Source organism: Hymenobacter caeli (genome assembly GCF_013294115.1).
GTDB classification, from domain to species: domain Bacteria; phylum Bacteroidota; class Bacteroidia; order Cytophagales; family Hymenobacteraceae; genus Hymenobacter; species Hymenobacter caeli.
Window position 1 is genome coordinate 96,654 of record NZ_JABSNP010000010.1, and the last position, 21,537, is coordinate 118,190.

Consider the following 21,537-nt stretch of genomic DNA (forward strand, 5'->3'; position numbering starts at 1 on the left):
CGCCAGCGTTCCCGCGCGCCAGGGGCCCGCAGCAGCTGTTCAGTCGGTCTATCCGTCGGTTTCCCCTAAAGGGCCTTTTTGACAACCTTCGCGTCTTTTTTTACCCGGTCCTTCGCCAGCTTGACTTCCCCCTTCCGGTGCGCTTTGCGGTCAATCCTCAGGCCTTCCTGGTCGTCGTATTTTCGGTCGCCCGCGCGCGCTTCTTCGTTGCGTTGGAGGTTGGCTTTATCAGCTGCAACCGTGGCTTTTGCGGCCTTTACGGCGGCGGCTTCCGCCGGTTTTTTGTCCTGTGCCTGCGCTACATTCAGTGCGAAAGCCACGGCGAAAAAGGTGGTGATTACTTGCTTCATGGTGGTGACGGGCGGTGCCCCTGAAAAGTGGAACGAACTGTTTTTACGACTGGTTGAGGCCTTGTTAGCAACCCTCAAAGGTCCCTTGCAGGGACTGGCCGTGCTTTGATAAACATCAGGGGAAACCCTGCATTCTGTCAGGTGCTTTTTGCCCTGACCCGCTTTGGGGCTCGTCTTCCGAAAGGGCCGATTTACACGCCCTGCCAGTGAGGTACTGGGCGGGCGGAGTGGGCGGCGCGGCAACGGGTCGGGCTGCGCCGGGTGCTGGTGCCCTTCCGGAATTTCATTGGCTCCGGCGCGCCGGAGCCGGACCATGGGCTCGGTGGCCGTTAGCCCGCTTGCCCGGCCGGCGCCCGGCGCGTGGCCGCCTCACCGCTGCCACAGAATCCGGTCGTCCTCCAGCGGCACAGCGAGGCCCTCGTACGTGGGCAGCAGGCGGGCCGTGAAATCACCAGCGGGCCGGGTGGTCGTCACCAGGGCCTGGTACTGATAGCGGCCTTCGGCGCTGCTGGCCGCGTCCGGCACCAGCGGAATGCGCAGGGCCGCCGCGCCGCCGAGGCCGTTTGCGTACAGCTCCACCAGTACCTGGTCGGGGGTGAGCGCGCCCAGCCGGACCGGCACGCGAAACAGGTAGCCGTTGGCGACAGCCTCCGTTTGCACCTCGCCGAAGGCTAGCTTATCCCACTCATCGCCAATGTGCTGGCGCTGCTGCACGATGGCCGCGCCGGCCGCGCCTTTGTTGGCGGCGCGTTGGGCGTAGCGGGTGGCGGCGGGCAGGTAATAATTCTCCGTGTATTCGCGCACGGTGCGGTTGGCCGAGAACTGGGGCGTGAGGGTGGCCATGCTTTGGCGCATGCGCTCGACCCAGCGCACGGGAATGCCGCGGGCGTCGCGCTGGTAGAACTCGGGGCCCACCTGGGTTTCGAGCAGGGTGTAGAGCGCGTCGGCTTCGGCGGCGTCCTGGGCGGGGTCGTCGCCGTGCTCCTGGCCGTCGCCCAGGGCCCAGCCCACTTCGGGCGCGTAGGCTTCGGCCCACCAGCCGTCCAGCTCCGAGAGGTTGAGGCCGCCGTTCACGAGCACCTTCATGCCGCTGGTGCCGCAGGCCTCCCAGGGCCGGCGGGGGGTGTTGAGCCACACGTCCACGCCCTGCACCAGGTGCTCGGCCAGCAGCAGGTCGTAGTCGCTCAGAAACACGACGTGCTGGTACAGGTTGTGCTGGGCGATGAACTGCATCCACTGCTGAATCAGGGCCTTGCCGGCCTCGTCGAAGGGCGGGGCCTTGCCGGCCAGCACCAGCTGCACGGGCTGCGCGCGGTTGGTAAGCAGCCGAATGAACCGCTCGGGGTCGTGCAGCAGCAGGTTGGGCCGTTTGTAGGCCACGAAGCGGCGGGCGAAGCCGATGGTTAAGGTGTTTTCGTCGAATACTTTACTGGCAATATCAACCAGCGCCGGCGGCTGGCCCGACACCGTGAATTGCCGGGCCAGCCGCGCGCGGGTGTAGGCCACCAGATCCTGGCGGCAGCTGGTGCGCAGCTGCCACAGCGCCTCATCGGGCACCTGGCCGATGTGCGCGGCCAGGGCGTCGAGGCCCCCGCGCCACCGGTCCTTGCCGCAGGCGGCGGTCCAGAGGGCATCGGCGGCCTCGGCGTCCCAGCTGGGCATGTGCACGCCGTTGGTGACGTGGCCCACGGGCACCTCGTCGGTGGGCCAGCGCGGAAACAGGGCCCCGAACAGCTGCCGGCTCACCGCGCCGTGCAGGCGGCTGACGCCATTCACGGCCCCGCCGCCCCGAATGGCCAGAAAGGCCATGTTGAAGCTCTCGGCCGGGTTGGTGGGGCTTTGGCGGCCCAGGGCCATGAGGGTCTCGAAGTCGATTTTCAATTCCTGCCGGGCGTAGTCGCCCAGAAACTGGCTCATCAGGGCCGGGCTGAAGTGGTCGAAGCCCGCCGCTACCGCCGTGTGGGTGGTAAATAAGTTGCCGGGGCGCGCCACGGCCAGGGCGGCTGCAAACGCGAGGCCGGTTTCCTGCATCAGGGTTCGGGCCCGCTCCAGCACCACGAAGGCCGCGTGGCCTTCGTTGAGGTGGCACACCTCGGGCTTGATACCGAGCGCTTTAAGCAGCTGCCAGCCGCCGATGCCGAGGATTATTTCCTGCTGAATGCGCAGCTCCATGCCCCCGCCGTACAGCTCGGCCGTGAGGCCCCGGTGCACCGGCAGGTTGGCCGCGTCGTTGCTGTCGAGCAAATACAGCATCACGCCGCCCACCCGCACCTGCCAGGTGCGCAGCCACACGGGAAAGCCCGACAGGGCAATCTTCAGGCGCAGCCACTCGCCGCTAGCCAGCCGCAGCGGGGTAATGGGCAGTTGGCCGGGGTCGTTGTACGGAAACAGCGCCTGCTGGGCCCCCTGGCGGTCAATCTCCTGCCGAAAATAGCCCTGCTGGTACAGCAGCCCCACCGCCACCACGGGCACCCCCAGGTCGCTGGCCGATTTGAGCTGGTCGCCGGCCACGTTGCCCAGCCCGCCCACGTAGATGGGCAGCGCTTCGCTCAGCATAAACTCCATGCTGAAATACGCCACGCACGTAAGCGCCGCCGCCGGGTGCTGACTTTGAAACCACTTGGGCTCGGCGGCGGCGCACTGCTGCTGGGCCAGCAGGGCGGCCATTTGCGCCCGGAAAGCCGGGTCGGCGAGGCGCTGCTGCAAGGCCTCGCGCGAGGCGGTTTGCAGCACCACCCAGGGGTTGTGGGTGCGGTCCCACAGCTCGGCGTCGAGCTGCTGCCAGAGCGCATCGGCCGCGTGGTTCCACGACCAGCGCAGGTCGAGGGCCAGCCCGGTCAGGGTATCGAGGCCGGTCATCTCCGTGGGTAGGAAGCCGTGGCTGCGGCGGAAAGTTGGGCTGTCGGTGGTCATGGTATTGGGGGGGTGAGGCGGTCGCCAGCGCCGTTAGTTATTGGCAGTGAATCAGGATTTTGCCAGGGCGGCATCCACCATTTCCTGGGCCTGGGCCATGATCTTAGCGAGGTGCTCAGCGCCCAGAAAGCTCTCGCCGTAAACCTTATAGATGGCCTCCGTGCCCGAGGGGCGGGCGGCAAACCAGCCGTTCTCAGTCGTCACTTTCAGGCCCCCGATGGGCGCGTGGTTGCCGGGGGCCTGGGTTAGGATGGCGGTTATTTTCTCGCCGGCCAGCTCGGTGCTGGTTACCTGGCTGGCGGTGAGGGCCGCGAGCTTTTGCCGCTGGGCCAGCGTGGCGGGGGCCTCCGCCAGCGCGGTTACCGGGTCGCCCAGGGCGTGGGTGAGGTCCTGGTACAATTCGCCGGGGTCGTGGCCCAGGCGCGCCGTCATTTCGGCCGCCAGCAGGGCCGGGATGAACCCGTCTTTGTCGGTGGTCCAGACCTGGCCGTTGCGCCGCGAAAACGCGGCCCCGGCACTTTCCTCGGCCGCCAACCCCAGGGAGCCGTCGAGCAGGCCCTCGGCAAACCACTTGAAGCCGACGGGCGTTTCGAACACCCGGCGGCCCAGGCGGGTCGCCGCCCGCTCAAGCAGTTGGCTGGTCACTACCGACTTGCCCACGGCCGCCGCGCTGCCCCAGTCGGGCCGGTGCCGAAACAGGTAGTCGACGCACACGGTGAGGTAGTGGTTGGGGGGGAGCAGGCCGTGGCTGCGGGTCACGATGCCGTGCCGGTCGTGGTCGGTGTCGCAGGCAAAGGCGACGTCAAACGTATCCTTCAGCTTAATCAGGCCCTGCATGGCGTAGGCCGACGACGGGTCCATGCGAATCTGCCCGTCCCAGTCCACGGCCATGAAGCGAAAAGTGGGGTCCACGGCCGGGTTAACCACCGTGAGGTCGAGCCGGTAGTACGCCGCAATGGCGCCCCAGTAATGCACCCCGGCCCCGCCCAGCGGGTCGACGCCCAGGCGCAGGCCGCCCCCCCGAATAGCGTCCAGGTCGAGCACGTGGCCCAGGTCGGCCACGTAGGGGTGGAGGTAGTCGTGCGTTTGGGTGGTTGCGGCCCGCCGGGCTTTTTCCAGCAACATGCGCTTTACTCCTTTTAAGCTGTTGTCCAGCAGCTCGTTGGATTTGGCTTGAATCCACTCCGTGACGGCCGTGGCGGCCCCGCCGCCCTGGGGCGGGTTGTACTTAAAGCCGCCGTCGTGGGGCGGGTTGTGCGAGGGCGTGATGACGATGCCGTCGGCCCAGCCGTTTTTCCGACCCTGATTGTAGCCCACAATGGCGTGCGAGATAACCGGCGTGGGCGTGTACTCGTCGGTAGCGGCCAGCCTGACCGTCACCCCGTTAGCCGCCAGCACTTCGAGGGCCGTGTGGAGGGCCGGCACCGAAAGCGCGTGGGTGTCCATGCCCATAAACAGCGGGCCGTCAATCCGATGCGCTTTCCGGTAGAGGCAAATGCTCTGGGTGATGGCCAGGATATGGTCTTCGTTAAAGGACCGGGTGAAGGACGAGCCGCGGTGCCCGGACGTGCCAAACGCCACGCGCTGGGCTGGTACTGCCGGGTCCGGCTTATCGGTGTAGTAGGCCGAGACGAGCCGGGGAATATCGACCAGGATATCGGGCGGGGCCGGCTTGCCGGCCAAAGGGCTGATCTGCATCATGCGGGGCGTGTGGTTTCTGCTTGCGGTATACGTCCCCGGTCCGACGGCGGAGCCGGCCGACCGGTTGTCGTGCGGACCACGAAAACATGAAGGGCCAAATCGGTCACGCCGCAAATCGTGCACGCGTCAACCGGCCGGACGGCTTCGCCGTCGGACCGGTGCGGGTACCCCTTCAGCGGCCGGCCGCAGCCGGCCGGCCGCAACGAGGGCCAGGCGGATTCCGCCCGGCCCTCAGCTGCTAACACTAGCTCTGGCTACGCGATGGCGAGTTCGCCCACGCCCAGGATTTCGCGGGCCCGCACTACTTCGGCCGCCGTGCCGTGGGCCAGGAGCAGGAATTTGCCGGCCTTGATTTCCGTCTCGTACTCGAGCACGCTGTTTTCGGGGATGCCGATGCTGGCCAGGGCCCCGGCCAGGGCGCTGACGGTGCCGCCCACTACTGCGCCTTCGAAGGCCGCCACCAGCGCCACCACAAAGGGCCCGGCAATGAGCAGGGGCCCCACCCCGGGCACCAGAAAAAAGGCGGAGCCGAACAGCAGGCTCCAAATGCTGCCCCAAAATGCGCCGGTGCTGCCCCAGCTCAGCATCCGGTCGCCGAGGTTGTAGTAGCCCACCACCTTTTCTTCGGTGTGGTATTCCTGGCCCACGATGGAGAGGCGCTTCATATCGTAGCCGCTGGCTTGCAGCTCCTCCACGGCCCGCTCGGCCTGCGCGTGGGTGTCGTAGAGGGCCGACATTACTTGGTCATGTTTCATAAGAAAGGGGGGTTGGGGGACACTTAAATGAGGGAGTGGGGTGGCCCGCGCGCTGGCCCGCTGCCTATGCGGCGGGCCCAGCGAAACGGTAGGGCAAGATTACGCGCGGCCAGTAGCGGGCCGCATGACCAACGTCATGGTTTTCTTTGATTTTCAGCGCGTTTCAAATCAGGTGGGCCCATTCACTTGCCCGTTCGTTTCCCAGCTTTTCGCTCCCTCTCGCGCCCCATGGCTATTCATAGTCAAAAATTTGTTGCGTGCCCGCCGGCACAGCAGCGGCCAGGTTTCGGCCAAAACCACTTCAATCGCACGGCGCTGGTCGCGTCGAAGCAGGCGCTTTGGCAAACCCGGGGCCCGCGCCGGCCTTACTCGTAGTGCAGCGCATCAATGGGGTTCATGTGGGCCGCTTTGCGGGCCGGGTACCAGCCAAAAAATACCCCGATGGCCGAGCTGAAGGCAAACGCCAGCCCCACCGACGACGGCGACACCGTGATTTCCCAGTGCAGCGCGTGGGCCGCCACCCGCGCCAGGCCCCAGCCCAGCCCGATGCCCAGCACGCCGCCGGCCACGCTCAGCACCACGGCTTCGAGCAGGAATTGCAGCAGCACGTCGGTGCCGGTGGCCCCGATGGCCAGCCGGATGCCGATTTCGCGGGTGCGCTCCGTCACCGACACCAGCATGATGTTCATGATGCCGATGCCGCCCACCAGCAGCGAAATGCCCGCAATGCTGGCCAGCAGCACCGTGAGGGCCCCCGTGACGGAGCCCGCCGCGTTGCTGATGTCGGTTTGGGTGTGCACCGCGAAGTCGTCCGGGGCCCCGGGGGCCAGGCGGTGGCGCTGGCGCAGGCGCTGGCTGATGCCGGCCGTGGCCTCCGGAATGCGCGCCTCCGTTTGGGCCGAGAGCAGGATGGCCCGCACCGAAGTGCCGGCCAGCAGCCGCTTCTGCACCGTGCTGAAGGGGGCCAGCAGCTGGTCGTCCTGGTCCTGGCCCGCGCCGCTCTGGCCCTTGGCCACCAGCACCCCCACGATGCGAAACGGGATGCTGCCCACGCGCACCTGCTGGCCCACCACGTCGGTGGTGCCGAACAGGGCCGTGGCCACCGTGGGGCCCACCACGCACACTTTGGCCGCCACCTGCTCGTCGCGGGTCGTGAAGCGGGTGCCCGCCTGCAAGGCCAGGTCGCGGATGTCGAAGTAGCTCGGGTAGGCCCCGTAGGCGGTGGTGCGCCAGTTGTGGCCGGCGGCCAGCACCTGCACCGTGGCCCGCACCAGCGGCGAGGCGTAGCGCACGGCCGGCCCGGCGCCGGGCAGCGCATCGGCATCGGCCTGGGTGAGGGTGACGGCCCCGCCCACTTCCTGGCGCACCCCGCCCTGGTTGGTCGCGTCGGGCGTCACGATGATGACGTTGGTGCCCAGCCCGGCAATCTGCTGCTGAATGTTCTGCCGCGTGCCGTTGCCGATGGCCAGCATGGCAATCACGGCCCCCACGCCGATGACGATGCCCAGCATCGTCAGAAACGCCCGCGTCTTGTTCTTGCCCAGCGAGCGGTAGGTGATTTTGAGCAGGTTGAAGAGGTTCATGGGTCGATGTTCTGGCGGTTCGCCTCACCCCCCGGCCCCCTCTCCGGTGGAGAGGGGGAGCCACGTCGGCGCGACACATATCGTTTAGTTATTGCTTTTCAAGTTTTTGATAGACGGTATGCTAACTCGTATTCGTAATCGTTCGGCTCCCCCTCTCCTTTTTGGAGAGGGGGCCGGGGGGTGAGGCGCTCGTTGAACGATGCCGCTACTTCCCCACCACCGGCAGGGCGGCCAGCACCTGCCCGGCATCCCGCTTGGCGGTGGCCAGCGTATCGGCCACCGCCAGCCCGTCGCGAAAGACGAGGGTGCGGTCGGCGAAGCTGGCGATGTCTTCTTCGTGGGTCACCACGATGACCGTGATGCCGCGCTCCGCGTTCAGGCGCTGGAAAATGCCCATCACCTCCACGCTGGTGCGCGAGTCGAGGTTGCCGGTGGGCTCGTCGGCCAGAATCAGCACCGGGTCGTTGATGAGGGCGCGGGCAATGGCCACGCGCTGCTGCTGCCCGCCCGAGAGCTGGTTGGGCAGCGACGCGGCCCGGTCGGCCAGGCCCACGGCGGCCAGGGCGGCCAGCACCCGCGTGCGCCGCTCCGTGGCCGAGCGGCCCCCGGCGTAGAGCAGCGGCAGCTCCACGTTGTCGAAGGCCGAGGTGCGGGCCATCAGGTTGTAGCTCTGGAACACGAAGCCCAGCTGGCGGTTGCGCAGGCCCGCCAGCTGGTCGCGGCTCAGGCGCTCCACGTTCTGGCCATCCAGCAGGTACTCGCCGCTGGTGGCCACGTCGAGGCAGCCGATGATGTTCATGAGCGTGCTTTTGCCCGAGCCGCTGGCCCCCATAATGGCCAGCAGCTGGCCCGGCGGCACGTCCAGGTCGATGCCGCGCAGGGCGCGCACCGTCACGTCGCCCATCTGGTAGGTTTTGGTGATGCCGTGCAGCTGCACCATCGGCCGGGCGGGGCTGGCCGGGGGCGCGGCAGCGAGGGTAGGGGCAGGGAGCATTAGGCGGGCGGATGTATTGAGAGATTGATAAGTAGCCAAGTGCCGGCTCCGGTCCACCGGCGCCAGCCGGCCGACCGGTTATCATTGGGCGTACCTAGCGGGTATAAGCAACGACAACCGGTCGGCCGGCTGGCGCCGGCGGACCGGACCTTGCGCACCGCCCTATCTGGCCAGCCCGCGCCCAAACAGCTGCTGGCGCAACTCCTCATCCCGCCCGTATACATCCGCATAAAACCGGAGCCGGCCGGCCACAACCGCGCAGGTGGCGTAGCGCACGTGGAGCGGCACCGGCCGCTTAAGAAAGAAGTTGCGCGACTTCGGGGCGGCTTCGCACTGGGCTTCGGTGGGCAGCGCGGCGCGGGCGGCGTCGGGCCCCAGCAGGTAGGCGGCCAGGTGCATGGGGTTTTGTACTTGCAGGCAGCTGTGGCCCAGGGCCCGGTAGGGCCGCTCGAACCGCTGCGGGTCGGGCCCGTCGTTGAGGTACAAGCCGTACGGGTTGGCGAAGGGGAAAATAATGTTGCCCAGCAGGTTGCCGCAGCCGGGGCTTTGGCGGAGGGTGTACGGGAAGTTCTGCGCCGTCACCGCCGCCCAGTTCACCCCGGCGGCCGCCACCGGCCGGCCCTGCGCATCGAAGAGCAGGTAGTTGTTGTCCGCCAGGAAATCGTGCTCCGAAGGCCGCTGGGCGTTGGCCTGTAAGTACGGCAGCAGCTGCGTGGTGGCCACGCGGCGGGGCACCCGCCATTCCGGGGCGATGGTGAAGGAAGTGAGCCGGCTGCTGAGCGTGGGCGTGGGGTTGGCGGGCCGGCCAATCACCAGGCGGTGCGTCTGGAGCACCCGGCCGTGGCGCACGACCTCCAGCTGGTAGGCCGGCAGGTTCGCCAGCACGTATTCCGCGTCGGGAATGGCTGCCCAGCGCCAGCGCTCCAGCGTGACGGCCAGCTGCTGGGCCCGCCGCCGCCGGGGCCCGGCATCGCGGCCGGCCGGCTGCCGCCGCCACCGGGCCAAGGCCTGTTGTAGCTGCTGGTACTCGCGCTGCTGGGGCTGGCACCGCAGCAGGGCCCCGGCAAAATCCGGGGCCGCTAGGGCGTGCGCCAGCCAGGCGGCGGGCGCAAAGGGCCCCCCGGCTTTTTCCAGCGGCGAGGGCGTGAACGCGTGGAGCTGGCCCCGGCGCAGGTGCACGGCAAACGCCAGCAGCCCGTCCGTGAGCAGCACGTCCAACCGGGCCAGCTGCGCATCTTGCCGAACGGGCGCCTGGGGCTGGGCCAGCGAATCAGCCAGGGCTTGCAGGGCCCCGACGTGGTAGTGCCGGGGCTGCAAGCCAAAGTCTTCGGCCCGGACCAGTAGGGCCAGCGCCGCACGGCCCGGTGGCGCGAGTTGTTGGGCGGCGCACCAGGCCGGCGCATGGGCCCGCCGGCGGTAGAATGCCCGACTGCTCTGAACCTGAACGAGTGGCAGGGCCCCCGCCAGCGTGTCGCGGAACAGGGCCTGGATGCGGGCGGCCGGGCCGGTGGGCGTAGCCTGGGCCGGGCCCTGCTGCCGCGCCGGCAACGCGCCCGGGCGGCCCGCCGACAGCGCCAGCAGGGCAAGGGAGAGCAGGGCAACTAGCGGGCGCATGGGCGGCATGGGAAATTGTGCGGCAAGGGAAAGAAGAAAAGGCTGGAAAGCCAACGGAACGCCGTGCGGAGCGAAGCCGAAGTATCTATAAAATATTGATAATCAATAATTTTATAACGAAGTGGTCGAGATGCTTCGGCTGCGCTCGGCACGACCGTTTCTTTACGAGTTGATTTAAAATGGCCCGCGCCGCCCGCCGCTGGCCCCGCCCGACATGCCCGACATGAGGTTGCCGGTGCCGGATTTGGCCGGGCCGTTGTCCTGGCCGGTGGCCACGGCCTCGCCGGCCCGCAGCGGGCCCCGCACTTGGGTGTGCACGCCATCGGTAGCGCCCACGCGCACGGCCACGGGCCGGAGCGAGTCGCCGCGCACCACCCACACCAGGGCCCCGGCCGGCACGGGGCCGGCACCCGCCCGCAGGTAGCCCGCGGGCGGCACAAACGTGAGGGCACTGGCCGGCACGGTGGGCGCGGCCGGGTAGTGCGCCGTGCCGACGGTGAGGTTGGCGGTGAGGCCGGGCAGCAGGGCCAGGTCGGCATTCGTCGTGCTGATGATGACCGTGTAGGTGACCACGCTCTGCGTGACAACGGGTTGCAGGCGAATCTGCTGCACCACGCCCTGGAAGGCGCGGCCGGGGTAGGCATCGACCTCGAAGCGCACCGGCTGGCCGGTTTTCACCTGGCCGATGTCGGCTTCGTCCACGGCGGCTTCCACCTGCATCCGGGTCAGGTCGTTGGCGATGGTGAAGAGCGTGGGCGTGTTGAAGCTGGCGGCCACGGTCTGGCCCACGTCCACATTGCGGGCTACCACCACCCCGGCAATGGGGGCCGCGATGGTGGCAAAGTTCAGGTTCACGCGGGCGCGCTGCTGCTGGGTGCGGGCCGACCGCTCGCTGGCCAGGGCGCTCTGGTAGGTGGTCAGGGCGGTGTCGTAGTCCACGCGGGCCGTCACCTTATTGGCGTAGAGCAGCCGGGCCCGCTCGAATTCGCGCTGGCTCTCGCGGGTTTGCACCTGGGCTTTGTCGAGCACGGCGGTGGCGTCGGCCAGGGCCGAGAGCAGCAGGGTTTTGTCTAGCTCGGCAATCACCTGGCCTTTTTTCACCCGCGAATTGAAGTCGGCGTACAAGGCCGAAATCACGCCCGACACCTGCGTGCCCACCGCCACGGTGCGCACGGCGGCCAGCGTGCCAGTGGCCGTGGCGCCCAGGTCCAGCGGCTTGCTTTCGACCGGCGCGGTGTAATACTTCCAGGCCACGGCACTGGGGCGCAGCCAGAACCAGGCCCCCGCGGCGGCGGCCAGCACAAAAGCCAGCGTCCACCAGGGCCAGGGGCGCCGCCACCAGCCGGGCTCGCTCAGTGCCGGGATTTCGGCCGGGGCCCCCGGCGGCGGTGAAGTAGCCGCGGGCGGCAGGGCGGCGGGCGCGGGCAGCACCAAAGCGGGCGCGGCCACCAGCGGCACCAGGGGCAAAGCAGGGCGAAGCGGCGTCATAGCGTGAGGGGTTTGCCCAGGTAAAAATCCAGGACTTTGAGTGCCAGTAGGTAGTTGTATTTGGCCTGCGTCTGCTCGGATTGGGCGCTGGCGAGCTTGTTTTTCTCAATGAGCAAATCCTGGGCATTGGCCGCGCCGAGGCGGTATTTCACGGCCATGTTGCGGTAGGCCTGGTCCTGGAAGCGCCGCGCCTCGCGGGCGGCGGCGGCGCGGCGGCCGGCGGCCTGGCCGTCGTTCTGGGCCTGCTCCACGGCCTTGCGGAGCTGGTTGCGGGTGTCGCGCTCGTCGAGGGCCGCCGAGGCCACCGCAATTTCGGCCACCTGAATGGTGCGCCGCACCGCGAGGTTGTTGAGGATGGGCACGCTCAGGCTCAGGCCCACCGAGGGGTTGAAATTGTCGTGGAACTGGCTGCCCAGCGTGTAGCCGCCGCTCGTGCCCGTGGTGATGGGCACCCCCGCGTACACGGGCTGGGCCAGGTCGTTGCCGAGGTAGCCCACCACCTGCTGCTGCGTCACGGTCTGGTACGTATACAGGTTGCGCGCCGAGGAGTACGTGGTGGCCAGGCTGCCGCTCAAGGCCAGGCGCGGCAGCAGCTGGCTCCTCGCCGCCCGCACGCCCAGCCCCGCGCTTTCGGCCCGCAGGCTGGCCCCGCGCACCTGCGGCTGGGTGCCCAAAGCCGTGTCGTAGAGGGCCCCGGGGCTGAGCGTATCGGCCCCGAGGGGCACCGGCTGGGTGGGCAGCGCAATGGCAAAATCGGGCCGGGCGGGTTCCTCAACCAGCTGGCGCAGGGTGAGCAGGGCGGTGGCCAGGGCATTGGCGGCGGCGGTGGCGGTGAGCTGGTCGGTGGCCAGCTGGGCCTGCACTTGCAGCACGCTGGTTTCGGGCACGCTGCCGGCCGCCAGCAGCTGGCGGGTGCGGGCCAGCTGGGCCGCCGTTTCGGCGTGCTGCACGAGGGCGGTTTGCAGCTGCTCCTGGGCCTGCAAAACGGCCACGTAGCCCTGCAATACTTGCAGGGCGAGGTCGAGGCGGGCGGTTTCGGCGTCGAGCCGGGTGGCGGCCAGGTCCTTCTCGTACTGGCGGATGGTGTGCTGGATGCGCCCGCCGTTGAACACGGTGACGGCGCTGGTCAGGCTGGCGCTCACGCTGCCCACGTGCTGGTTCACAAACTGGTTGGTGCCGGGGTCCACGCTGCGGCCGGCGCTGTAGTTGTAGCCGCTGTTGCCGTTGAGGGTGGGGTAGCGGTTGGCCCGAAATTGCAGCAGCGCGGCCCGGCTGGCGGTGGTATTCAGGTCGGCGCGCTGGGCGGCCACGTTGCGGGCCTGGGCCAGCGCAATGCACTCGGGCAGGGTCAGCGGCGCGTGGCCCGGCGGGGGCCCCCCCACCACCCCCACCGGCTGCGCCCGGCCGGTGGTGCTGAGCAGCAGTAGCAGCCCCAGCAGCCCCGCGCCTTTCGGCCAGCCGGGTCCAATAGGCTGTTGGCCAATGCGCAGGCACTTGTCTCCAGTCCGGTGGCCCTGGAGCACGGCTGTTTTCCTGTTCATGGCAACCGGGGGTTTAAAGCGTATTCGAAAGCAGCTTGCGCTGGAGATTTTAGTGGTGTATTCGCTAAAATGCGGCCCCGTGCTACCCAGCGGCCCACCAGCCATCGGCAGCAGCGCCGCCGATACCGGCCGGGGCCCCGTGCGCGTATCTCCTCGCCAACAGCGCCGTCCGCTGCCCCCGGAAAACCGGTCGCGGCTCACTCCAGCACCTCAACTGCGCCCACCCGCGCCGGTGCGCCCACGGTTTCGGCCCGCGGAATCTCGATGGTGAACGTGCTGCCCTGGCCCTCCTGGCTGGCCACGGAAATGTGGCCGTGGTGCCACTCCTCGATGGTTTTGCACAGGGCCAGGCCCAGCCCGGTGGTGGCTTCGCCGCGCAGGCCCGGCCGGCGGGCCTTGGTAAACCGCTCGAACAGGTACGGCTGCAGGGCCAGCGGAATGCCGATGCCCTCGTCCATCACCTCAATGCGGACCACGCCGGGCCCCGGCGCGATGCGCACGGCCACGCGGCCGGCATCGGGGGTGAACTTGAAGGCGTTGCCCACCAGGTTGATGAGCACCTGCGTGAACTTGTTGACGTCGAGGTGGGCGTAGATCGGCGCGGCGGGCAGCGTGTAGGTGAAGGCGTGGCCGAGCACCCGCTGGCCGGCCTGGAGCTGGTCGAGCGGCACGCGCAGCACGGCGCCCACGTCCACGCGGTCCACCTTCAGGTCGGTGTTGGCCGAGGTCAGGAATTCTATGTTAATGAGGTCGCGGATCATCTTCACGCTGTCGCGGCTGGTGGTTTCCAGCACGTTCAGCATCTCGGGCACCCGGCTGTTGAGCGGCGAAGTGACTTCCTCCCGCAGGAACTGGGCAATCTGCTTTATCATAATAAAGGCCCCGCTCAGGTCGTGCGACAGGATTTCGAGCGTGGCGTTTTTGCGGCTGTTGAACAGGTCGGCGTTTTCCTGGTAGCGCTTCAGCACGCTGGTGTCGCGCAGGGTGCCCCCGAGCAGCACCCGGCCCTGCGCATCCTGCCGGTAAGCGGGCGTGAGGCAAAACCACTGGTGCGGCTGGCCCGCGTGCAGCAGGCGCACTTCTACTTCGTTGGCGGGCGGGCCCTGCTGCCACCGGGCCCAGTAGTGGGCCAGGTAGGCCCGGTCGTCGGGGTGCAGGCGCCGGAGCAAGCCCGGCAGCTCGGCGTTCACCAGCCCGCGGGTGCCCTGAAAAACCCGCTCGTAGGCGGCGTTGACGAACACGACGCGGCCCGCCGCCGGGTCGTACACAAACTGCACGTGGGCGCTGGCTTCCGCCTGGTCCTGAAAGAAGTCGGCGTAATCGGGCATGGGTACTGATTCGATGAAGGGCAGCTGGTGCGGGTGCGCGCGTGGGGGCCGCCACTAGCTGTGCCGGGGCACAGTACGGCCTCCAAAAGGGGGTAGGGGCCCCTGAAAAACCCGTCCAGCGGGTGCGGTACAAGTGGCACAACACAAGATTACGCCGGCCCCAAAGCGGCCCCCATGACGAAAATCAGCCCTCAGGGTGACAAACCACAGCTTCTGCTTAGCGCGGTTGCTCCTGCGCCGGTCCGGCGGCGGAGCCGGCCGACCGGTTGACGCGGGAACGAGGCCTGCCCGACCGGCCAGGCGGCGCACGCGGGAACGAGGCCTGCCCGACCGGCCAGGCGGCGCGCCCGTCAACCGGTCGGCTGGCTTTGCCAGCGGACCGGAGCCCGTACCCGTACTTGGAAATGGAAGTAATTAGCGACCCGAGGGTTACGCGTAGCTGATGGACTCCAGCTCGTGGTGGGCCACAAAATCCAGCAGCAGCTTCAGCAGCTCGGGGCGCACGCGGGGCTGGGGGGCAAACAGCAGCAGCTCGGCGGGCGTGGCGGCGGCCAGCAGGGCGTGCAGCTCCGCGGCGTTGGCCACGCGGAAGCCCATGTTCCAGTCGGCAAAGCTGCGCTCGGCGCAGGCCCCGGCGCCCACCAGGCGGCAGTGGTGGTGGCGTGGGTCGGCCACGATGCGGTCGTAGTAGAGCGTCCGTACCACGTCTTCTTCGCCCTCCAGAATCTGAAAAAACCGGTCGTCGGGCGTGTGCAGCAGCAGGCCCGAGAGGTGGTGTTCGCGGTTGAAGGCGCGGGCCTGGTGCAGCAGGGCCGTCAGCGCCGGCGTGTCGAAGGGTTGCAGGGCCTGGCTGTGGTAGAGGAGGTGGTACAGGCCCATGGTCGCAGCAGCAAGTAAATGAAAGCCCGCCGGGGGCGGGTACCCTTCCTGGCCAATGCAGCGCTTACGGTTGGTGAAGTTACGCAGTGAGCCTGATAACCGGCCCAATCCAAGCGTGCCACTACGGCGATTTTTAGGACAATTTATTGTTTGGAAGCGAATTAAAAACGATAAATTAAATATTTGGTGGTCATATTTTTAATTCACTTGCAACGCCGAGCCAGCGTGCCGGCCCGGCGGGCAGCCTACTCCGCTGGGGCCCCGGCGAGCCGGGCCAGCAGCTGGGCCACGATGAACTCGCCCTCGGGCAGGCCCTGCTGCCGCCACAGCTCCACGCCCTGCCGCACCAGCACGAAGGCCGGCAAATTGGTTGCCTGGAAGCTGCGCACCACCGCCGGATGGCTGGCCTCGTCCACCGACAGCACCCGGATAACACTTCCCAGCCGCTGCTGCAAGGCCTGGAGCGCCGCCAGCGTGGCCGCCCGCACCGGCAGGGCCGTGCCCTCTGTCGGCAGCAGCACCAGCAGCACCGCTGCATCGGCGGCCACGGCAGCACTTGGCGTAGAGAAAGAAATGGACATGGCAAGCAGCCCGCTGGCGGTAGTAGAGGAGAATAAAGGCAAAAATAGTGCCTTCCCACTCCTCCCCACAGGAGAATACGTGTCTGAATAGTTGATATGTATCATATTAATTATAGAAAAGGGTGACGCGGTAATTCCGTCCGGTGTGCCGCAGTGGCAGAGCCGATGGCGGGGCTGGCACTTGACCGCTGGGGCCGGGGCCCCGGCGGCCGCCAGAAATCTAAAGCCCCAGGCATTTGCCCGGCCCGCGCAGGAGCGCCTGCCGGAGCGGCCGTACCCGTTTCAATTGGCAGGTGTCGCAAAACTATTGGGCCGTTTGGGTCACCGCCATGATAGTTTTCGGGTAAATACCTGACGTTCGTCATAAGCAGGCCCCCGCCTACCGCCGACCTTTGGTGGGAACGAGGTTTAGCCCAGTACCCCGATTCCCCCGCGCCCGCCGATGCTTTCCACTGCTTACACTACCGTTCTCTCCAACCTGCTCTACACCCACTCGCGGGAGTTTGTGGGCATCTATGATGTTGAAATGGGCTGGTTTACGCAGGTAAATCCCGTGGCCGTGCAGCTGCTGGGCTATGCCTCGGAAGAGGCTTTTCTCACCGACCCCGACCACTCGCTGCGCACGCCGCCCTGGACGGCGGACGAGTGGCGGGCGCTGGTCGAAATTGCCCGGCGCGAAGGCCACCACGAGCTGGACGCCTGCATTCGCCGCCACACCGGCGAACCACTCCAGGCCTACATGCGGCTCACGCATTTTGAGGCCGAAGGCCGGCCCTCGCTCCTCGTGTGCCTGACCGCGCAAAGCCCCCTGCAGCACGCCGAGCGGGCCCTGGCCCACAGCGTGCGGCGCTTCGAGGCGGTGTTTGCCAATGCGACCATCGGCATCATCGTCTGCGATAGAGCGGGCATCATGGTGTCGGCCAATGAGTTGGCGGGGCAGCTGTTTGGCTACGCGCTGCCCGCGCTGCTGGGCCGGCGCATCGAAGCGCTGGTGCCCGGTTCCGATGACCATCACCACGAGCAGCTGCGCGCATCGTTCAACCAGCACCCGCAGGTGCGCAGCATGGGTTTGCACCGCGTGCTGCAAGGCCAGCGCCAGGATGGCTCCGTGTTTCCGGTGGAAGTCAGCCTGAGCTACTTCTACCTCGACGAGGAGCTGTACGTGGTGGCCTACATTCTCGATATCAGCCTCAAGCAAGCCGCTGAGCAGGAGCTCATTGCCCAGCACCAGCACGTGGCGCGCCTCAACGCCGAGCTGGAGCAGAAGGTGGCCGACCGTACCCACGCGCTGCTCAGCACCCTGGCCGAGCTCGAGCAGCGCGGCCAGGAGCTGGCCCAGGCCCTGGCCGCCGAGCGCGAGCTGGGCGAGCTCAAGTCGCGCTTCGTGAGCATGGCCTCGCACGAGTTTCGGACCCCCCTCACGGCGGTGCTCACCTCGGCCACGCTCATCGGCAAGTACCCCGGCGGCGACCAGCAGGCCCAGCGCGTGCGCCACCTGGCGCGCATCGAAGCCTCGGTGAACCACCTCAACGCCATCCTGGAGGAGTTTCTGTCGGTGGGCCGCATCGAGGAAGGCACCATGGCGGCGCACGCCACCACCTTCGACCTGGCCGCGCTGCTCACCGAAACCCTGGCCGATGTGCAAAGCCTGCGCAAGCCCGGCCAAACCATTGTGCGCCTGGTAGAGTGCCCCGACCCCGTGCACCTCGATGCCTCGCTGCTGCGCAAAATCGTGGTCAACCTGCTCTCCAACGCCCTCAAGTATTCGGGCGATAACTCGGTGGTGACCGTGCGAGCCAGCTGCCAGGCCAACCAGCTGGTGCTGAGCGTGGAAGACCAGGGCGTGGGCATTTCGGAGGCCGACCAGAAGCACTTGTTCGAGCGGTTTTTCCGGGCCCGCAACGTCAGCACCGTGCCCGGCACCGGGCTGGGCCTCTACATCATTGCCAAGTACCTGGAGCTGCTGCGGGGCACCATTGCCCTGCGCAGCGCGCTGGGCCAGGGCACCACCGTCACCGTCACCATTCCCTATGAAAACGATTCTGCTGATTGAGGACGATGCCTTCATCCGGGAAAATACGGCCGAGCTGCTCGCGCTGACCGGCTACACCGTGCACACCGCCGAAAACGGCAAAGTCGGCGTGGAACAGGCCCTGGCCGCCCGGCCCGATCTGGTCATCTGCGACATCATGATGCCGGTGCTCGACGGCTTCGGCGTGCTGCACATCTTCAACCAAAACCCGCAGCTGGCGGGCGTGCCGTTCATCTTCCTCACCGCCAAAACCGAGCGCGCCGACCAGCGCCGCGGCATGGAGCTGGGCGCCGACGACTACCTCACCAAGCCCTTCAGCGAGCACGAGCTGCTGAGCGCCATCAGTGGCCGCCTCGACCGCTTCCAGCACCTGCAGCCCGACTACGACCTGCAAGCCGGCGGCCTGCACGCGTTTCTGGACGATGCCCGCGCCGTGGGCAACCTGGCCGGCCTCTCGGCCGACCGCCGCGCGCACCCGGTGCGCCGCAAGCAGGACATTTACCTCGAAGGCGACGAGCCCACGCGGGTGTATTTCGTGCAGGCCGGCCGCGTCAAAACCTTGAAAACCACCGAGGGGGGCAAGGAGCTGATTACCGGTTTCTACGGCCCCGGCGAGTTTTTTGGCTACCTGGCGCTGCTGGGCCAAACGCCGCACACCGACTCGGCCGTGGCCGTCGACGACGCGGAGCTGGTCTACATTCCGCAGGATGATTTTTCGCAGCTCGTGCTGCGTAATCCGGCCGTGAGCCAGCAGTTTATTCACCTGCTGGCGGGCCGCGTGGGCGAGCGCGAGCAGCAGCTGCTGGCCATGGCCTACAGCTCCATCCGTCGGCGGGTGGCCGACACGCTGCTGCGCCTCTACGAGCCCACGGCCGCCGACCCGGCCGCCACCATCCAACTCACCCGCGAGGACATGGCCGCCATGGTCGGCACCGCCTCCGAGTCGCTCATCCGCACCCTCAGCGAGTTCAACCAAAGCGGCCTGATTGAGCTGACGCCCAAGAACATCCGGGTGCTGGAGCCCGAGAAGCTGCGCCGGGCGCACTGGTAAGGCCCGCCGCGGCCCACTGCGCTTCCCAAGTCTGTGTCCGTGCGCCGGTCCGTCGGCGGAGCCGGCCGACCGGTTGACGGGTGCGCCGCCTGGCCAGTCATTCAGCCCCCGTTCCCACGACAACCGGCCGGCCGGCTCCGCCGCCGGCGCTGTACACCAACCCCGAAACTGCGCTAGTGCTTGGCGTAACGCCGGTAAAACCAGCCCTTCAGCAGCTCCGCCGCCGCCACGTAGGCCCCCACGATGCCCAGCAGGGCCCCGTAGAGCGCCAACGGCAGCGGCACGAAGCCAAACACGCGGGCCAGGGGCGTGAGCGGCAGCACCAGCACGCCCAGCGCGACGCCGCCCGTGGCCAGGGCCAGCCAGCGGCCCGGCCGGGCGCGGTAAAACGCCCCGCGCGTGCGCACCACCAGCACAATGGTGGCCGCCGACAGCACCGATTCGACGAACCAGCCCGTTTGAAACAGCCGCTCGCGGGCGTGGAACACCAGCAGCAACAGCCCAAAGCTCACGTAGTCGAACACGGAGCTGAGCAGCCCGAACGCCAGCATAAACCGCCGGATGAAGCCCAAGTCCCACTTGGTGGGGCCCGCCACGGCGCCGGGCTCCACGTTGTCCGAGCCGATGGTCATCTCGGGCAGGTCGGTGAGCAGGTTGGTGAGCAGCACCTGGGTGGGCAGCAGGGGCAAAAACGGCAGAAACAGCGAGGCCCCGGCCATGCTGAACATGTTGCCGAAGTTGGCGCTGGTGGCCATGAAAATGTATTTCATGGTGTTGGCAAACGTGCGGCGGCCCTCGCGCACGCCGTCGAGCAGCACGTCCAGGTTTTGCTCCAGCAGCACGATGTCGGCCGAATCCTTGGCCACGTCCACCGCCGAGTCCACCGAAATGCCCACGTCGGCCGCGTGCAGGGCGCTGGCGTCGTTGATGCCGTCGCCGAGGTAGCCCACCACAAACCCGGCCTGGCGCAGGGCCAGAATAATGCGCTCCTTCTGGTTGGGCTCGACTTCGGCAAACACCTGGGTGGCCACCACCCGCTGGCGCAGGGCCTCGGGGCTGAGCTGCCGCAGCTCCGCGCCGGTGAGCACCGCTGGGCTGCCCAGCCCCAGCCGCTCGGCCACGCTGGCCGCCACCAGGGCGTTGTCGCCGGTAATCATCTTGAGCTGAATGCCCAGGCCGGTGAGCGCGGCCAGCGTTTCGGCAATGCCGGCCTTGGGCGGGTCAAACAGGGTGATGAAGCCCAGAAACGTCATGCCCGTTTCGTCGGCTTTGGTGATGTCGCGCTGGCCGTTGGTGTTCTTCGTGGCCAGCCCCAGCGTGCGAAAACCCCGGCGGCTCAGGTCCTGGTAGGTTTGCTGGAGTCGGGCCAGGTGCGCGGCCAGGGGCTCCGGCGGGCCGGGGCCCACGGCCACGAACTGGCACACGTCGAGCACGTTTTGCAGGGCCCCCTTGGTGCTCATCACCAGCTGCCCGTCCAGCTCGGTGAGCAGGGTGAGGCGCTTGCGCAGGAAGTCGTAGGGCACCTCGTCCACCCGCGGGTAGGCCGACACGTCGGCGGGCTCGAAGGCCAGGATGGCCACGTCAATCGGGTTGCGGAAGCCCTGCTGGAGCTGGGCGTTGATTTTGGCCAGCAGCGCCGCCCGCGCCGAGGGCTGCCCGGCCGCGTCCATGATGCGGTCCACGCGCACGTTGCCGTCGGTGAGCGTCCCGGTTTTGTCGGCGCAGAGCACGTTCATGCTGCCAATGTTCTCGATGGCGCTCAGGCGCTTCACAATCACCTGCTTTTGCGCCATGCGCCGGGCCCCCTGGGCCAGGTTGATGCTGATGATGGCCGGCAGCAGCTGCGGCGTGAGGCCCACGGCAATGGCCAGCGAAAACAGCAGCGCGCTCAGCACCGGCTTGTGCAGTCCCACGTTGATGGCGAAAATCAAGAACACCAGCACCAGCGTGATTTCCATCAGCAAGAAGCCGAACCGGCGGATGCCGCGCTCGAAGTCGGTTTCGGGCGCGGCCTGGCCAATGCGCTGGGCAATGCGGCCCAGCTCGGTGCGCTGGCCCGTGAGCACCACCACGGCCTGGCCGCTGCCGCTCACCACGCTGGCCCCCATGAACAGCGCGTTGGTGCGCCGGGCCAGCGGCGCGTCGGCGGGCACGCTGCCGGGCTGCTTTTCCACCGGGAAGGTTTCGCCGGTCAGCGTGGCCTCGTTCACGAATAACTCGTTGGCAGTTAGCAGGCAGCAGTCGGCCGCTACCAGGTGGCCCGCCTGCACGCGCACCACGTCGCCGGGCACGAGCTGCTCAGTAGGGATGGTGGTTTCCTGGCCGTCGCGCCACACCGTCGTTTTCATCGTCACGATGCCCTGCAAGTGCCGCATGGCGTTGGACGCGCTTTTCTCCTGCCAGAAGCCCAGCAGCCCGCTCACGGCAATGATGACGAAGATGATAACCGCGTCGGTGGTGTCGCGCAGGGCAAAGGAGAGCCCGGCCGCGGCCAATAAAATGAGCGAAATCGGGCTTTTGAACTGACTCAGGAACAGCCCAAGCGCCGACGTTTCGGCCGTGGCCCGCAGCTGGTTCGGCCCGGCCGCCTGGCGCGCCGCCGCCGCCTGCGCCGTGCTCAGGCCCGTGGCGGTGGTGCGCAGCTGGGCCAGCAGCGCAGCGGGCGGCAGGGCCCAGAAGGCGGCCCCGTTGGCCGGGGCAGCGGGGGGGGGAGCAAGGGTTGGCATT

At 67.8% G+C, this 21,537-nt stretch carries 15 protein-coding genes; 2 read left to right on the forward strand and 13 right to left on the reverse strand.

The features are described from left to right. Positions 1-65: 65 nt before the first annotated feature. The 12 genes from HNP98_RS11990 to HNP98_RS12045 form a co-directional block, all read right to left on the reverse strand. Positions 66-350, reverse strand: a complete 285-nt coding sequence (locus tag HNP98_RS11990; protein WP_173810311.1) for a hypothetical protein — start codon at positions 348-350, stop codon at positions 66-68. A 369-nt stretch (positions 351-719) separates the two neighbouring features. Next, positions 720-3,263, reverse strand: coding sequence for an alpha-glucan family phosphorylase (gene glgP / locus HNP98_RS11995; RefSeq protein WP_173810312.1), 2,544 nt, complete (start codon positions 3,261-3,263; stop codon positions 720-722). Positions 3,264-3,314: 51 nt separating this feature from the next. Further along, positions 3,315-4,964, reverse strand: a complete 1,650-nt coding sequence (gene pgm, locus HNP98_RS12000) for a phosphoglucomutase (alpha-D-glucose-1,6-bisphosphate-dependent) (protein WP_246275101.1) — start codon at positions 4,962-4,964, stop codon at positions 3,315-3,317. Between the two features lie 254 nt (positions 4,965-5,218). Then, positions 5,219-5,719 carry a general stress protein gene (locus HNP98_RS12005; RefSeq protein WP_173810313.1) on the reverse strand — a complete coding sequence of 167 codons (501 nt, stop codon included), beginning with the start codon at positions 5,717-5,719 and terminating at the stop codon, positions 5,219-5,221. Positions 5,720-6,084: 365 nt separating this feature from the next. Beyond that, entirely contained in the window at positions 6,085-7,302 is a 1,218-nt protein-coding gene (locus HNP98_RS12010; RefSeq protein ID WP_173810314.1) for an ABC transporter permease, read from the reverse strand. A 205-nt stretch (positions 7,303-7,507) separates the two neighbouring features. Continuing rightward, positions 7,508-8,296, reverse strand: coding sequence for an ABC transporter ATP-binding protein (locus tag HNP98_RS12015; protein ID WP_317171100.1), 789 nt, complete (start codon positions 8,294-8,296; stop codon positions 7,508-7,510). 162 nt (positions 8,297-8,458) lie between these two features. Then, positions 8,459-9,910: a L,D-transpeptidase scaffold domain-containing protein gene (locus HNP98_RS12020; RefSeq protein ID WP_173810315.1), complete on the reverse strand. Its 1,452-nt coding sequence runs from the start codon at positions 9,908-9,910 to the stop codon at positions 8,459-8,461. A 174-nt stretch (positions 9,911-10,084) separates the two neighbouring features. Further along, a complete protein-coding gene (locus HNP98_RS12025) occupies positions 10,085-11,398 on the reverse strand; it encodes an efflux RND transporter periplasmic adaptor subunit (protein ID WP_173810316.1) in 1,314 nt (437 codons plus the stop codon). Beyond that, positions 11,395-12,939 (reverse strand): TolC family protein, encoded by a 1,545-nt coding sequence (locus HNP98_RS12030; protein ID WP_173810317.1) that lies wholly within the window; start codon positions 12,937-12,939, stop codon positions 11,395-11,397. Before HNP98_RS12030 ends, HNP98_RS12025 begins: the two co-directional genes overlap by 4 nt. Positions 12,940-13,136: 197 nt before the next feature. Further along, positions 13,137-14,267, reverse strand: coding sequence for a sensor histidine kinase (locus HNP98_RS12035; protein WP_173810318.1), 1,131 nt, complete (start codon positions 14,265-14,267; stop codon positions 13,137-13,139). Between the two features lie 429 nt (positions 14,268-14,696). Continuing rightward, positions 14,697-15,146, reverse strand: a complete 450-nt coding sequence (locus HNP98_RS12040) for a BLUF domain-containing protein (RefSeq protein ID WP_173810319.1) — start codon at positions 15,144-15,146, stop codon at positions 14,697-14,699. A gap of 245 nt (positions 15,147-15,391) precedes the next feature. Then, on the reverse strand, positions 15,392-15,727 hold the full coding sequence (locus HNP98_RS12045; protein WP_173810320.1) for a thioredoxin domain-containing protein: 336 nt from the start codon (positions 15,725-15,727) through the stop codon (positions 15,392-15,394). A 442-nt stretch (positions 15,728-16,169) separates the two neighbouring features. On the opposite strand from HNP98_RS12045, the gene HNP98_RS12050 reads away from it, so the two are divergent. Together HNP98_RS12050 and HNP98_RS12055 are read left to right on the forward strand one after the other, a co-directional pair. Beyond that, positions 16,170-17,780 (forward strand): sensor histidine kinase, encoded by a 1,611-nt coding sequence (locus HNP98_RS12050; RefSeq protein WP_173810321.1) that lies wholly within the window; start codon positions 16,170-16,172, stop codon positions 17,778-17,780. Further along, entirely contained in the window at positions 17,758-18,810 is a 1,053-nt protein-coding gene (locus tag HNP98_RS12055; protein ID WP_173810322.1) for a response regulator, read from the forward strand. The genes HNP98_RS12050 and HNP98_RS12055 overlap by 23 nt, the downstream gene beginning before the upstream one ends. Positions 18,811-18,983: 173 nt before the next feature. Here the strand turns inward: HNP98_RS12055 and mgtA are convergent, their stop codons facing one another. Continuing rightward, a complete protein-coding gene (gene mgtA / locus HNP98_RS12060; protein WP_173810323.1) occupies positions 18,984-21,536 on the reverse strand; it encodes a magnesium-translocating P-type ATPase in 2,553 nt (850 codons plus the stop codon). Between the last annotated feature and the right edge of the window lies 1 nt (position 21,537).

Excerpts from the sequence above, each read along its gene's own strand:
- HNP98_RS12010 (WP_173810314.1), bottom strand. The coding sequence starts at position 7,302 with ATGAACCTCTTCAACCTGCTCAAAATCACCTACCGCTCGCTGGGCAAG.
- HNP98_RS12040 (WP_173810319.1), bottom strand. The coding sequence starts at position 15,146 with ATGGGCCTGTACCACCTCCTCTACCACAGCCAGGCCCTGCAACCCTTC.
- HNP98_RS12055 (WP_173810322.1), top strand. The coding sequence starts at position 17,758 with ATGAAAACGATTCTGCTGATTGAGGACGATGCCTTCATCCGGGAAAAT.
- HNP98_RS12020 (WP_173810315.1), bottom strand. The coding sequence starts at position 9,910 with ATGCGCCCGCTAGTTGCCCTGCTCTCCCTTGCCCTGCTGGCGCTGTCG.
- glgP (WP_173810312.1), bottom strand. The coding sequence starts at position 3,263 with ATGACCACCGACAGCCCAACTTTCCGCCGCAGCCACGGCTTCCTACCC.
- mgtA (WP_173810323.1), bottom strand. The coding sequence starts at position 21,536 with ATGCCAACCCTTGCTCCCCCCCCCGCTGCCCCGGCCAACGGGGCCGCC.
- HNP98_RS12045 (WP_173810320.1), bottom strand. The coding sequence starts at position 15,727 with ATGTCCATTTCTTTCTCTACGCCAAGTGCTGCCGTGGCCGCCGATGCA.
- HNP98_RS12035 (WP_173810318.1), bottom strand. The coding sequence starts at position 14,267 with ATGCCCGATTACGCCGACTTCTTTCAGGACCAGGCGGAAGCCAGCGCC.
- HNP98_RS12015 (WP_317171100.1), bottom strand. The coding sequence starts at position 8,296 with ATGCTCCCTGCCCCTACCCTCGCTGCCGCGCCCCCGGCCAGCCCCGCC.
- HNP98_RS12030 (WP_173810317.1), bottom strand. The coding sequence starts at position 12,939 with ATGAACAGGAAAACAGCCGTGCTCCAGGGCCACCGGACTGGAGACAAG.
- HNP98_RS12050 (WP_173810321.1), top strand. The coding sequence starts at position 16,170 with ATGCTTTCCACTGCTTACACTACCGTTCTCTCCAACCTGCTCTACACC.
- HNP98_RS12025 (WP_173810316.1), bottom strand. The coding sequence starts at position 11,398 with ATGACGCCGCTTCGCCCTGCTTTGCCCCTGGTGCCGCTGGTGGCCGCG.
- pgm (WP_246275101.1), bottom strand. The coding sequence starts at position 4,964 with ATGATGCAGATCAGCCCTTTGGCCGGCAAGCCGGCCCCGCCCGATATC.
- HNP98_RS11990 (WP_173810311.1), bottom strand. The coding sequence starts at position 350 with ATGAAGCAAGTAATCACCACCTTTTTCGCCGTGGCTTTCGCACTGAAT.
- HNP98_RS12005 (WP_173810313.1), bottom strand. The coding sequence starts at position 5,719 with ATGAAACATGACCAAGTAATGTCGGCCCTCTACGACACCCACGCGCAG.